Origin of the sequence: Aequorivita iocasae (assembly GCF_016757735.1) — a bacterium.
Taxonomy (GTDB): domain Bacteria; phylum Bacteroidota; class Bacteroidia; order Flavobacteriales; family Flavobacteriaceae; genus Aequorivita; species Aequorivita iocasae.
Window position 1 is genome coordinate 1,756,751 of sequence record NZ_CP068439.1, and the last position, 13,754, is coordinate 1,770,504.

Sequence of the window (13,754 nt, forward strand, 5' to 3'; positions counted from 1 at the left end):
GATTTCTGATTTTTGATTGATGAAAGAATAAAACCTTCAAAAATCTGTAATCAAAAATCGACAATCTTCAATAATGATGACACTTACAGAAAAACCGAACATACAAGAAAATTTGATTCCAGTTCTGAAAACCGTTTCAGATCCAGAGATTCCCGTGCTTTCTGTTTTGGATTTGGGTGTAATTCGCGAAGCGGTTGAAGAAAATGGAATTGTAAAAATTAAACTTACACCCACATATTCTGGATGCCCGGCAATGGACGTAATTGGCGATGATTTAAAAAAGGCTTTTTCGGAAATAGGGAAAAAAGCCGAGGTGGAATTAATTCTTTCCCCTGCCTGGTCAACAGATTGGATTTCAGAAGAAGGGCTTCAAAAAATGGAGAAATACGGTATTGCCCGACCGCTTTCTGAATCGCATGACAAAGACGTTTTACTTGGCGAAAAAAAACTGGTGAAATGTCCGCAATGCGGAAGCACAAATACCCATTTGGTCAGCCAATTTGGTTCCACGGCTTGCAAAGCGCTTTTTAAATGTGATGATTGCCAGGAACCGTTCGATTACTTTAAATGTTTAAAATAATAACGAAATGTCACCCTGAGCACAGTCGAAGGGTCTTTTAAAATATAAAATTTGAATAAAAGTATAACCACCCAAATAGAAAATAAAGTAGCAACGCTAACACTAAACCGGCCGGAGGTTTTTAACAGCTTCAATCGCGAGATGGCGCTTCTGCTCCAAAATGAATTGGATGCGTGTGAAAAAAATCCAGAAGTTCGCGCGATTGTTATCACAGGAAGTGGAAAAGCTTTCTGTGCGGGGCAGGATTTAAAGGAAGTCACATCGCCGGAACTGAATCCCGGTTTCAAAAAAATTCTCGAAGAACATTACAATCCCATTATTCAAAGAATTCGAAATATTGAAAAACCGGTAATTGCCGCCGTAAATGGCGTTGCGGCAGGAGCAGGGGCAAATATTGCTTTAGCTTGCGATGTGGTTGTTTCTTCAGAAAACGCGAGTTTTATTCAAGCCTTCAGCAAAATTGGATTGGTTCCGGATAGCGCAGGAACCTTCTTTTTGCCACGGTTGATTGGGTTTCAAAAAGCATCGGCTTTAATGATGTTGGGCGATAAAGTCTCTGCGGCAGAAGCTGAAAAGTTGGGGATGGTTTATAAAGTGGTTTCTTCAGAAATTTTTTCGGAAGAAGTAAATAATATTGCGGATACACTTGCAAATATGCCAACAAAAGCATTGGGATTAACGAAGCGTTTGTTGAACAATTCAATGCAGAATTCCTTGGAGGAACAATTGAATTTGGAAAGCAAACTCCAGATAGAATCTGCCCAAAGTGAGGACTATGCGGAAGGAGTTGATGCGTTTGTTAACAAAAGAAAACCAAATTTTAAAGGAAATTAAATGATCAAAAACGTTGGGATTATTGGCGCAGGAACAATGGGCAGCGGCATCGCGCAAGTGGCCGCAACCGCCGGATGTTCAGTAAAATTATACGATACCAAAACGGATGCGCTTGAAAAGGCCAGGACAGATCTCGTAAAAATAATGGATCGTTTGGTGGAAAAGGGAAAAATCATTCAGGAAGAAAAAGATCGTATTCAGAGTAACATTCAATATGTGAGTTCCTTAAAGGATTTATCAAATTCTGATTTGACGATTGAAGCCATTGTAGAAAATCTCGATATAAAGAAAAACGTTTTTTCCACTTTGGAAAAATTTGTGGGCGCCGATTGTATTATTGCGTCAAATACATCGTCGCTTTCTATTGCGTCCATAGCATCTTCGCTGCAAAAACCTGAGCGTTGCATCGGTATTCACTTTTTCAATCCCGCGCCTTTGATGAAATTGGTTGAGGTTATCCCTTCTATCCAAACTTCCGAAGAAACATTAAATATTTCAGTAAAGACAATTAAGGACTGGGGCAAAACCGTTGCTGTGGCAAAGGATACTCCGGGATTTATTGTAAATCGTGTTGCCCGTCCATTTTACGGTGAAGCACTTCGCATTTATGAGGAAGGAATCGCATCTGTTGCTGAAATAGATTCCGCAATGAAAGAAATCGGTAATTTCAGGATGGGGCCTTTCGAATTGATGGATTTTATTGGTAACGATGTAAATTACACCGTTACCGAAACTGTTTTTGAGGCCTTTTATTACGATCCGCGCTACAAACCTTCATTTACCCAAAAGCGATTTGCGGAAGCAGGTTATTTGGGAAGAAAGAGTGGAAAGGGGTATTATAATTATTCTGAAAATGGACAAATGTCAGTCGGAGCGCAATCAATCACTAATTCTGAAAATGAATTATCAAAAGAAGCTATTTTCGACAGAATCCTGATAATGCTAATAAACGAAGCTGCCGACGCGCTTTTTTGGAACATCGCTTCGGCAGATGATATTGATAATGCAATGACCAAAGGTGTAAACTATCCGAAAGGATTGCTGGCTTGGGCCGATGAAAAGGGAATGGATTGGTGTGTTGATAAAATGGACGAACTTTACGAAAAATATCACGAAGATAGATATCGTTGTTCGCCCTTGTTGCGGAAAATGAAGGAAACAGGTAGTAGGTTTTTTAGCTATGAGCTATGAGCTATGAGCTATGAGTTGTGAGTTATGGTTGGATGAATTTATAAAACATTGAAATATGTTTGAAAGTGAATACCATTTTAGTTTTGAAAATTTATTGGTTTATCAGAAAGCCATGGTTTTTGGTGAAGTAGTGGATAAATTAGTGGAATCATTTCCAAAAAAAGAAATGTATCGTTTATCTTCTCAGTTTTGTCGGGCTGCAGATTCAATCGCCGCGAATATTTCAGAAGGTTCTGGAAGTTCAGACCCTAATTTTAATCGATATTTAAAAATGGCCTGGGATTCAAGCCACGAGTGTGTAACTTGGAATTCAAAAGCATATTTAAGAAAATATATTTCTCATGAAGAATTTGAAAACAATAGGAAATCTTTAACAGAATTAGGAAAAATGATTTCATCGCTAAGACGAAAATTAAATTCTAAATAAAATAGGTAATCTTTAACTCAAGGCTCAAGGCTCAAGGCTCAAGGCCCAAGACTCACAGCTCAAGGCTAAATTATGAAGCAAGAACTAATTCCATATAAAATGCTCAGTCAGGATGCCTTCAGCCAATGGCTCGGCATCGAAATATTGGAAGTGGAAAAGGGAAGGTGCAAAGTTGCGATGACCGTTCGTAAAGAAATGCTGAACAGTATGAACAAAGCCCATGGGGGAATAAGTTACAGTTTGGCGGACACCGCTTTCGGTTTTGCCGCAAACACCCACGGAAAATACGCAGTTTCCATTGAAACTTCCATAAACCATATTGAAGCCTTGAATGAAGGCGATTATTTAACGGCTGAATCAGTGATTGAAAAAGTAGGAAATAAATTGGGTTTTAATGTCGTGGAAGTAAAAAGAGGCGAGGAATTGGTAGCTTTGTTTAAAGGAGTGGTATATAGAACTTCAAAAGATTGGGCTGAAAACTAACAATTAATTTATAAGACTATGAAATGGCAAGGCAGAAGACAAAGTGGCAACGTCGATGACCGACGTGGAATGAGCAAGGGCAAATTGGCGGCGGGCGGCGGAATAGTGGTGACGTTGGTGGTGCTTGCGCTTAACTTTTTCGGTGGGGAAACGGCTCAACAGTTGGCGCCAATCGTGGAACAATTGGGCAATAGCCAATCCGTGCAGAATACCGAACAGCGCGAGCTAACTGCCGAGGAAAAGAAAATGGGCGATTTTATGGCCACCGTTCTGGCCGATACCGAGGATGTTTGGAGCGAGGTTTTTGCTGAAAATAATTTAGGTAATTACGAAAAGCCCACAATGGTGCTTTTTACCGACGCCGTGAGCACCGGCTGTGGAAATGCGAGTTCGGCCACGGGACCATTTTACTGTCCGGCGGACCACAAACTCTATATGGATTTGGCTTTTTTTGATGAGCTTCAAACCCGTTTTGGCGCTAAAGGTGGCGATTTCGCGATTGCTTATGTAACCGCTCATGAAATTGGGCATCACGTGCAGACGTTGCTCGGAACTTCGCAACAAGTCACCAAGCTACAGCAACAAAATAGGAGTGAAGCCAATAGGCTTTCAGTAGCATTGGAACTTCAGGCAGATTTTTACGCAGGTGTTTTTGCCCATTATAACAAACAATATTTAGAAGAAGGCGATATAGATGAAGCCTTAAGTGCAGCAAATGCTGTTGGTGACGATGCCATCCAAAAACGAATGCAGGGAAGTGTGCAGCCTGATAGTTTTACCCACGGAACTTCAGAACAACGAAAAAGATGGTTTATGAAAGGGTATAATACCGGAGATATTCGGCAGGGAGATACCTTTTCGGAAATTTTAAATTAATACAAAATAGCAACTAATTTATTCCCCCTTTGAAGGGGGTTAGGGGGATGTTTTTCCTCAGAATTGATTATATTAAAAAAATGAAAGAAGCTTATATAGTAGACGGAATTAGAACACCAATAGGCAGTTATCAAGGAACGCTAAGCGCGGTAAGAACAGACGATTTGGCCGCTTTGGTAATTGCCGAAATTGTAAAAAGAAACCCAAACATTCCCAAAGAAGCATACGATGATGTAATTCTAGGCTGCGCAAATCAAGCGGGGGAAGATAATAGAAATGTTGCGCGAATGGCTTCACTTTTGGCGGGTCTTCCAGTAACAGTTCCAGGCGAAACCGTAAACAGACTTTGCAGTAGCGGACTTTCAGCAATAATTCACGCAAATCGGGCGATAAAAGCTGGCGACGGCGATTTGTTTATTTCCGGCGGGGTGGAGAATATGACGCGCGGACCCTACGTGGTCGCAAAACCATCTTCCGCTTTTGGAACCGATGCCAAAATGTACGATTCCAGTTTTGGGTGGCGTTTTGTAAATCCTAAAATGGCCGAAATGTATGGCACGGATGGCATGGGAAATACTGCGGAAAATTTGGTCGAAAAGCACAACATTAATCGTGAAGACCAAGACATCTTTGCCTACCATTCACAAATGAAAGCTGCAAAAGCCCAGCAAAATGGACGTTTGGCGGAAGAAATAGTTCCGGTGGAAATTCCGCAGCGAAAAAAAGATCCAATAATTTTTAAGGACGATGAATTCATTCGTCCCGATACCACCAAAGAAGTTTTGGCAAAATTGCGACCCGCCTTCAAAAAAGATGGAAGCGTAACTGCAGGTAATTCTTCAGGTTTAAACGATGGCGCGGCGGCAACCATTATTGCTTCGGAAGATGCCGTAAAAAAATATAATTTGAAACCCATTGCAAGAATTGTAAGTTCCGCCGTTGTGGGGGTAGAGCCACGAATTATGGGTATCGGTCCCGTTGAAGCTTCCAACAAAGCACTTGAAAAAGCAGGTTTGAAAATGGAAGATATGGACGTAATTGAATTAAATGAAGCCTTTGCTTCACAAGCATTGGCGTGCATCCGTGAGTGGGGATTGAAAGACGATGACCTGCGAATCAACCCAAATGGGGGTTCCATTGCAATCGGCCATCCGCTTGGAGTTACGGGAACTAGAATAGCTTATTCCGCAGCCTTGGAACTTCAACTTCAAAATAAAAAATATGCGCTAATCACAATGTGCGTGGGCGTTGGGCAAGGCTATGCCGCTATAATTGAAAATGTGAATATATAAGTATGCAAAAAACACAACACTACATATTAGGAAATTGGGCCGAAGGCAAGGGCGAAGGCTCGCCAATTCTCGATTCAGTTACGGGCGAACATTTTACAAGCGTAACCACCGAAGGACTCGATATTCCTGAAATCCTGCAATACGGTCGTGACAAAGGTGAAACCCTTCGGAAGATGACGTTTCAGGAGCGCGGATTGATGCTGAAGAAACTCGCGATGCATCTTACCAAGAAGAAACAGCAGTTTTATGAAATAAGTTATAGAACTGGTGCAACAAAAGTTGACAGTTGGATAGATATTGAAGGCGGTTTCGGCAATTTGTTTGCGAATGCTTCCCTTCGGAAATTATTTCCCAATCAGCCATATCACGTGGAAGGCGATCCTATCGACCTTTCCCGCGGTGGCCGTTTTATGGCGCACCACATTATGGTGCCGCGCGAAGGCGTAGCCGTTCACATAAACGCGTTTAATTTTCCCGTTTGGGGAATGTTGGAAAAATGTGCTGTAAACTGGATGGCGGGTATGCCAGCCGTAGTTTTGCCCGCACCACAGACTGCTTATTTGGCCGAAGCGGTTGTAAAGGAAATCATCGCTTCTGGAATTTTGCCTGAAGGTTCTTTGCAACTCATTTCAGGAACCGCAAAAAATATTCTCGATACCGTGGAATCGCAGGATGTTGTTACGTTCACGGGTTCGGCGAGCACTGGGAAAATTCTGAAAAAACATCCACGGTTGATTGAAGAATCGGTTCCTTTTACGATGGAAGCTGATAGTCTCAATGCTTCTATTTTAGGCGAAGATGCCGTTCCCGGAACTCCGGAATTCGATCTGTTTATCAAAGAGGTTCGCAATGAAATGACCGTGAAATGCGGACAAAAATGTACCGCAATTCGAAGAATAATCGTTCCAGAAAATTTGGTGGAAGATGTACAGATTGCCCTTGGAAAACAACTTGAAAAAGTAACCATCGGCGATCCGCGTTTAAAAGAAGTGCGAATGGGTGCTTTAGTGAGTGATGCCCAGCGCAATACAGTTAAGGAACAAATTCAAAAAATAACACAAACTGCAAAAATAGTTTACGGCGACTTTGAGGATTTTGAAGTGATGGGAGCCGATTCAAAAAAGGGTGCTTATTTAAAACCCATTTTACTTCGCGAAGACAATCCGCTTCAAAATGAAGCAGCACATATTACCGAGGCTTTCGGGCCGGTGAGCACGATTATGCCCTATAAAAATTTGCAGGAAGCGATAAAACTTTCAAAAATGGGCAAAGGTTCCTTGGTAAGTTCCATTGTTACAAACGACGATAAAATTGCGAAGGAATATACCGTTTCCACAGCAACGCACCACGGAAGGATTTTAGTTTTAAATCGCGAAAGTGCCAAACAGAGCACGGGTCACGGTTCGCCATTGCCAAATTTAATCCACGGCGGCCCAGGTCGCGCAGGTGGCGGCGAGGAAATGGGCGGTGTTCGCGGCGTAAAACATTATTTGCAGCGTTGCGCTATTCAAGGTTCACCTTCAACATTGACGGAAATCACTGGAATTTATCAGCCAAAAGCTGATTATAAAGAGGCTGAAAAGCATCCGTTTGCTTATCATTGGGAAGATATCGAGCCGGGAATGTCCATCAGAACACACAATCGCACGATTACGGATACCGATATTATCAATTTTGCCAATCTCACTTGGGATCATTTTTACGCGCATACCGATATTACTTCGCTCGACGGAAGTATTTTTGAAAAGCGCACTGCCCACGGCTATTTCATTTTGGCTGCCGCTGCGGGACTTTTCGTTTACCCAAATAAAGGCCCGGTTGCCGCGAATTATGGTTTGGAGGAATGCAGGTTTCTTCGGCCCATTTATCACAACGACACGGTTTATGTTCGGTTGACTTGCAAGCAAAAAATTGACCGCGAGCAAAAAGGGACTGAATTGCCTTCCGGTATCGTAAAATGGTACGTTGAGGTTTTTGATGCAAATATTGACGAAAGTTCTTCGGAAGAAGAAAAGCAGGGCGAATTGCTGGCCGTGGCAACCATTTTGACTATGGTTCAGAAAAAGCAGACGGTTTTCGAAGAAATGACTTCAGAAAAAATTCAGAAATATTTGAATAATCTTTCTGAAGATTCAAAACCGAAATGGGGCACGATGACACCCCAGCAAATGTTGGAACATTTGGAATATACCTACCGAATTGCTTCGGGAGAAATTCAGGATTTTGAAATTGCAACCCCCGAACAATACTTGGAAAAAGTTCATTCTACCTTATACAATTACGAAAAAATGCCGCGCGAATACGATTTTCCGCTGGCCAAGGAATCAAAAATCACTGAAACTAAGCATCCCGATTTGGAGACGGCAAAAAAGAAATTGTTGGAGGCACGAGCAGATTATTTAAAATATTTCAAACAAAACCCGGATGCCAAAACCAAAAATGTGGTTTTTGGCGAATTGAACAAATTTGAATGGTATCTTTTGGAACGAAAGCATTTGAATCATCATTTTGAGCAATTCAATCTTTTAGACTAATTGAACCAAGAGCCAAGAAACAGGACAATATAAGTCTTGGTTCTTGATTCTTGATTCTTGAAACAATTTTTATGAACAAACCCTACGTAAAACAAGAGATTAACAACAACATTGCAACCATAGAATTTTTCCATCCGGCCCATAATAGTTTGCCGGGAGATTTGCTGGCAAAACTTGCAAAAACAATCACCGAAGCTGGAAATAATGACGAAGTAAAAGTGATTATTTTGAAAAGTGGAGGAGACCGTACTTTTTGCGCCGGCGCGAGTTTTAATGAGTTAATCAATATTAACGATGCCGAAACCGGAAAGGTTTTTTTCAGCGGATTTGCAATCGTGATTAACGCAATGCGAAAATGCCCAAAATTCATTATTGGAAGAATTCAAGGAAAAACCGTGGGCGGCGGTGTTGGCGTGGCTTCAGCGACTGATTATTGCATGGCTACGAAGTTTGCCGCAATCAAATTAAGCGAGTTGAATGTGGGAATCGGCCCATTTGTGGTTGGTCCCGCCGTTGAACGAAAACTTGGTTTGAGCGCGATGAGCCAAATAGCCATTGACGCAAATTCTTTTTACGAGGCAGAGTGGGCACGTCAAAAAGGCTTGTACAATCAGGTTTTTGATTCTTTGGAAGCATTGGACGAGGCCGTTCAAAAATTCGCTGAAAATCTTTGTAATTACAACCCCGAAGCAATGAAGGAGATGAAAAAAGTATTTTGGAGCGGGACGGAAGATTGGGATAAACTTTTGGCGGAAAGAGCTGTGATTTCAGGGAGGTTGGTTCTTTCGGAATTTACCAAGGAGAAATTAAAAAGTTTTAGTTGATTTTATAAAAAGACAAAAAGACAAAAAGACAAAAAGACAAAAAGACAAAAAGACAAAAAGACGAAAAGACGAAAGGACAAAAGGACGAAAGGACAAAGGGACAGAAGTGATATGGCGTTAAAGCATAATTTTAGAAAATTGGCAATTTGGCAGGAAGCAAGAAAGCTTGTCAGTGAAACTTATATGATAACTTCAAAAGTTCCAAAATCTGAAATTTATGGACTTTCAAATCAGTTGCAACGATGCGCCGTTTCAATTGCCTCCAATATTGCAGAAGGTTCAGCAAGACATTCTGATAAACATTTTATTCAATATTTGGAAACGGCACTGGGATCGACTTTTGAGTGGGAAACACAGTTGATTTGTGCTAATGATTTAAAATATATTGATGATTTGTTATTTGATAGAAATCTGCAAACAATCCAAAAATTGCAAGCAATGATATCAAATTTCAAAAACACATTAAACTAAATATCCTTTAATCCTTTTTGTCAATTTATCTTTTTGTCATATAATTTAATAGAATGATTTACAGTTTCAAAGGCCATATTCCAGTAATTCACGAAAGCAGTTTCGTTCATCCTTTGGCGGCGGTAACAGGTAATGTGATTATTGGAAAAAACTGCTATATCGGTCCCGGTGCGGCAATTCGCGGCGATTGGGGTGAAATCATTTTGGAGGATGGCGTGAATGTGCAGGAAAACTGTACCGTACATATGTTTCCGGGGAAAAGTATTGTGCTGAAAGAAAGTGCTCACGTGGGCCACGGCGCGATCATTCACGGAGCGAATTTGGGCAGAAATTGCCTAATCGGGATGAACAGCGTAATAATGGATGATGCCGAAATTGGCGATGAATGCATCGTTGGCGCAATGAGCTTTGTAAAAGCGGAAGAGAAATTTCCAAACCGAAAATTGATTGTTGGCAATCCAGCAAAAGCGATAAAGGATATTTCAGATGAAATGATTGCTTGGAAAACTGCCGGAACGAAATTGTATCAGCAATTGCCAACGGATTGTCACGAAAGTTTGAGAGAAGTGGAGCCGTTGCGGGAAATTCCAAAGAATAGACCGATTCAAGAAGATTTTTATAAAACTTTGGAAGAATTTAGAGCAAAGAACTAAGAATAAAGATTGATGTCTCCCGAGCGCAGTCGAGGGGTCATTTGAAAGATATATTTTGATTAGTACACAAAAGCACTTCGACTGCGCTCAGTGTGACATTTATACAAAATGCAAAAAACAGAATTCAAAATGCCCAAAATGGGCGAAAGTATAACAGAAGGAACGATTATCAATTGGTTGGTAAACGAAGGCGATTCATTTGAGGAAGGTGATATTCTTTTGGAAGTTGCCACTGATAAAGTGGATAATGAAGTGTCCGCGCCGGCTTCCGGAAAAATGCTTGAGCATAAATTTAAAGCAAAGGATGTGGTGCCCGTTGGGGAAGTAATCGCAATTTTAGAGCTTTCCGGGGAAAAAGGAATTTCAAAATCTATCGGCAAAACTTCAGAAAAAAAAGTTTCCAAAACCGAAACTCCTGAAAAACCAAAAGCGCAAAAACAACTTTCGAGGCCAGCATCCTTTAAAGTAAACGAAAACGTTTTTATTTCACCTTTGGTAGATGCAATTGCACGTAAACATCACATTTCATACGAAGAACTTGCCCGAATTCCCGGAACAGGAAAAGAGGGCCGTTTACGAAAAAGCGATGTTTCAAATTATTTGGAAAGTGGGCGTCCATTTCAGTTTGCACAGGCGGTATCTGAATCTTCGGGATTTCAGATTCCCGATTTAAAATTCGATAAAGGAACAGGCAAAATCGTGGAAATGGACCGTATGCGGCAAATGATTGCAGACCATATGGTTTTCAGCAAGCATACTTCGCCGCACGTAACGGCTTACGTAGAGGCAGACTTGACCGAAATGGTTAATTGGCGAAATAAAAATAAAGAAGCTTTTCAGAAAAAATACAATGAAAAACTTACGTTCACACCGCTATTTATAGAATGTGTAGCGCAAGCGATTACAGATTTCCCAATGATAAATTCCACATTAGACGGAAAAAATATCATTGTAAAAGAAGAAATAAATATCGGGATGGCAACGGCGCTCCCTTCGGGAAATTTGATAGTTCCCGTGGTAAAAAATGCTAATAAAAAGAATTTGAAAGAATTAGCTGAAACCACAAACGAACTTGTTGTAAAAGCACGTGACAATAAGTTGAAAGGTGATGACACAAAAGGAAGCACATTTACAATAAGTAACGTTGGAACCTTCGGAAGTTTGATGGGAACACCTATAATAAATCAGCCCGAAGCCGCAATTCTCGCAACTGGAATAATAAAAAAACGCGCTGAAGTAATGGAGCGAAAAGAAGGCGATACTATTGAAATCAGACAAATGATGTACCTATCCCTTTCTTTCGATCATCGTATTGTTGATGGGTATTTGGCGGGTTCTTTCTTAAGAAGAATTGCCGATTATATGGAAAAATTTGATACTGGAAGAAAAATATAAAATTTTAGAATCAAGAGCCAAGAAGCAAGACGGATAAATCTTGGTTCTTGATTCTTGACTCTTGTTTCACAAAACAAAATGTCAAAAAAAATCGATAATAATATTTTAAAAAAAGCCTTCAAAAATCTAGTAACCGCAAAAGCGATGACCGAGATTTATGAGGAAAATTTTAAAGTAGTTTCAAAATATGTTCACGCAACTTCTCGTGGGCATGAAGTAATTCAGACAGCAGTGGGAATGCAGCTTTTGCCACAGGACTATGTATATCCGTATTATCGCGATGATTCCATTTTGCTATCCATCGGGATGAAACCTTATGAATTGATGTTACAGGTTTTGGCAAAAAAGGACGATCCCTTTTCCGGAGGAAGAACCTATTATTCGCACCCTAGTTTGAAGGACGCTGACAAACCTAAAATCCCACACCAAAGTTCAGCTACTGGAATGCAGGCAATTCCGGCGACTGGCGCGGCGATGGGTTTTTGGTATAAAGAATCTTTTAATTCAGAATTTAAGAATGAAACTTCGGCACAGAATTCAGAATTGCCCATCGTGATTTGTTCGTTAGGTGATGCCTCGGTAACCGAAGGGGAAATTGCCGAAGCTTTTCAAATGGCAGCTTTGAAGCAATTGCCAATTTTATATTTAGTGCAGGATAACGGTTGGGATATTTCAGCAAACGCTGCCGAAACCCGCGCACAGAACGCTTTTGAATATGCAAAAGGTTTTCACGGTTTGGAAGCTATTTCAATTGATGGAACCGATTTCGAGGAAAGCTACAACACCATTCAAGAGGTAATTTCAAAAATAAGGAAAGAACGTCGTCCGTTTTTGGTGCACGCCAAAGTTCCGCTTTTGAACCATCATACTTCCGGGGTTCGCATGGAGTTTTATAGGGATGATCTGGATGAAGCTAAAAGTCGGGATCCGTATCCAAAAATGAAGAAATTATTACTGGAAAATGGTTTTTCTGAAAAAGATTTAAATGAGATTGAGACTTCCGCCTACGCGGAAGTGACAAAAGCCCTTGAAAAAGCACTGAAAGCTGAAGATCCAAAGCCGGAAGATTTATTTACACACGATTTTGCACCAACGGAAATTACTGAAGAAGTTGGCGAGCGTTCCCCAAAAGGCGGTGAAAAAGTGGTAATGGTAGATTGCGCCCTTTTTGCCATTGAGGAATTGATGGCAAAACACAAAGAGTGTCTACTTTATGGACAGGATGTGGGCGGACGCTTGGGCGGCGTGTTTCGCGAAGCGGCGACTTTGGCCCAGAAATTTGGGGACAATCGCGTTTTTAATACGCCAATTCAAGAGGCGTTTATTGTGGGAAGTACTGTTGGAATGAGTGCGGTTGGGCTGAAACCCATTGTGGAGGTTCAATTTGCCGATTATATTTGGCCCGGGCTGAACCAACTTTTTACTGAAGTTTCCCGAAGCTGTTATCTTTCCAATGGAAAATGGCCGGTTTCAATGATTTTACGTGTGCCGATTGGAGCCTACGGGAGCGGTGGACCGTATCATTCATCTTCCGTGGAAAGTGTGGTTACAAACATTCGCGGATTGAAAATTGCCTACCCGAGCAACGGTGCAGATTTAAAAGGATTGCTAAAAGCAGCATATTACGATCCAAATCCGGTGGTGATTTTTGAGCACAAAGGTTTGTATTGGAGCAAAGTGAAAGGAACCAAAGGCGCAACTTCGCTGATGCCGGCTGAAGATTACATCTTACCATTCGGAAAAGCCTGGGTCTTGCAGGAAATTTGGAAACAGGAAGATGAGGAAACCCTTTCAATTATTACGTATGGAATGGGCGTGCATTGGGCGATGAACGCTTCCGAGGAATTGGGAATGCAGGATAAAATTGAAGTTGTTGACCTTCGGACGCTGCACCCTTTGGATTATGAAACGGTTTTCAAAAGTGTAAAAAAATGCGGAAAATGTTTGGTTGTAACGGAAGAACCTTCAGAAAATGGCTTCAGCAGAGGGATTCAGGGTAAGATTCAAGAAGAATGTTTTCAGCAATTGGATGCACCGGTGATGTTGATTGGTTCTGAAAATATGCCGGCAATCCCGCTAAATTCCACTTTGGAGGAAACAATGATTCCTTCTACAGAAAAAGTAAAGAAAAAGATTTTAGAAGTTTTGAACTATTGATTTTCCGTATCTTTTGTTTGTAAAATTTAACCCTAGT

General features: G+C 41.0%; 13 protein-coding genes. All 13 read left to right on the forward strand.

Annotation, left to right across the window (positions count from 1 at the left end):
- Nucleotides 1–76 precede the first annotated feature (76 nt).
- The 13 genes from paaD (at nucleotide 77) to JK629_RS08160 (ending at nucleotide 13,717) form a co-directional block, all read left to right on the forward strand.
- The gene (gene paaD, locus JK629_RS08100; protein ID WP_202338024.1) at nucleotides 77–580 is read left to right on the forward strand and encodes a 1,2-phenylacetyl-CoA epoxidase subunit PaaD; all 504 of its coding nucleotides are present in this window, start codon (nucleotides 77–79) and stop codon (nucleotides 578–580) included.
- A 51-nt stretch (nucleotides 581–631) separates the two neighbouring features.
- Nucleotides 632–1,414 carry an enoyl-CoA hydratase-related protein gene (locus JK629_RS08105; RefSeq protein WP_202335159.1) on the forward strand — a complete coding sequence of 261 codons (783 nt, stop codon included), beginning with the start codon at nucleotides 632–634 and terminating at the stop codon, nucleotides 1,412–1,414.
- Nucleotides 1,415–2,605, forward strand: coding sequence for a 3-hydroxyacyl-CoA dehydrogenase NAD-binding domain-containing protein (locus tag JK629_RS08110; protein WP_202335160.1), 1,191 nt, complete (start codon nucleotides 1,415–1,417; stop codon nucleotides 2,603–2,605).
- Nucleotides 2,606–2,660: 55 nt separating this feature from the next.
- Nucleotides 2,661–3,032: a four helix bundle protein gene (locus JK629_RS08115; protein WP_202335161.1), complete on the forward strand. Its 372-nt coding sequence runs from the start codon at nucleotides 2,661–2,663 to the stop codon at nucleotides 3,030–3,032.
- Between the two features lie 72 nt (nucleotides 3,033–3,104).
- Nucleotides 3,105–3,515 carry a PaaI family thioesterase gene (locus tag JK629_RS08120; protein ID WP_202335162.1) on the forward strand — a complete coding sequence of 137 codons (411 nt, stop codon included), beginning with the start codon at nucleotides 3,105–3,107 and terminating at the stop codon, nucleotides 3,513–3,515.
- 18 nt (nucleotides 3,516–3,533) lie between these two features.
- Nucleotides 3,534–4,391: a KPN_02809 family neutral zinc metallopeptidase gene (gene ypfJ, locus JK629_RS08125; RefSeq protein ID WP_202335163.1), complete on the forward strand. Its 858-nt coding sequence runs from the start codon at nucleotides 3,534–3,536 to the stop codon at nucleotides 4,389–4,391.
- An 80-nt stretch (nucleotides 4,392–4,471) separates the two neighbouring features.
- Complete coding sequence (gene pcaF / locus JK629_RS08130; RefSeq protein ID WP_202335164.1) at nucleotides 4,472–5,683, forward strand: 3-oxoadipyl-CoA thiolase; 1,212 nt, start codon at nucleotides 4,472–4,474, stop codon at nucleotides 5,681–5,683.
- 2 nt (nucleotides 5,684–5,685) lie between these two features.
- Nucleotides 5,686–8,217: a phenylacetic acid degradation bifunctional protein PaaZ gene (paaZ, locus tag JK629_RS08135; protein WP_202335165.1), complete on the forward strand. Its 2,532-nt coding sequence runs from the start codon at nucleotides 5,686–5,688 to the stop codon at nucleotides 8,215–8,217.
- 71 nt (nucleotides 8,218–8,288) lie between these two features.
- Nucleotides 8,289–9,041, forward strand: coding sequence for an enoyl-CoA hydratase/isomerase family protein (locus JK629_RS08140; protein ID WP_202335166.1), 753 nt, complete (start codon nucleotides 8,289–8,291; stop codon nucleotides 9,039–9,041).
- A gap of 138 nt (nucleotides 9,042–9,179) precedes the next feature.
- Nucleotides 9,180–9,512 carry a four helix bundle protein gene (locus tag JK629_RS08145; RefSeq protein WP_237460056.1) on the forward strand — a complete coding sequence of 111 codons (333 nt, stop codon included), beginning with the start codon at nucleotides 9,180–9,182 and terminating at the stop codon, nucleotides 9,510–9,512.
- Between the two features lie 53 nt (nucleotides 9,513–9,565).
- Nucleotides 9,566–10,165 carry an acyltransferase gene (locus JK629_RS08150; protein WP_202335168.1) on the forward strand — a complete coding sequence of 200 codons (600 nt, stop codon included), beginning with the start codon at nucleotides 9,566–9,568 and terminating at the stop codon, nucleotides 10,163–10,165.
- A 108-nt stretch (nucleotides 10,166–10,273) separates the two neighbouring features.
- Nucleotides 10,274–11,560, forward strand: a complete 1,287-nt coding sequence (locus tag JK629_RS08155) for a dihydrolipoamide acetyltransferase family protein (protein WP_202335169.1) — start codon at nucleotides 10,274–10,276, stop codon at nucleotides 11,558–11,560.
- Between the two features lie 78 nt (nucleotides 11,561–11,638).
- Entirely contained in the window at nucleotides 11,639–13,717 is a 2,079-nt protein-coding gene (locus JK629_RS08160) for an alpha-ketoacid dehydrogenase subunit alpha/beta (protein ID WP_202335170.1), read from the forward strand.
- Nucleotides 13,718–13,754: the final 37 nt, after the last annotated feature.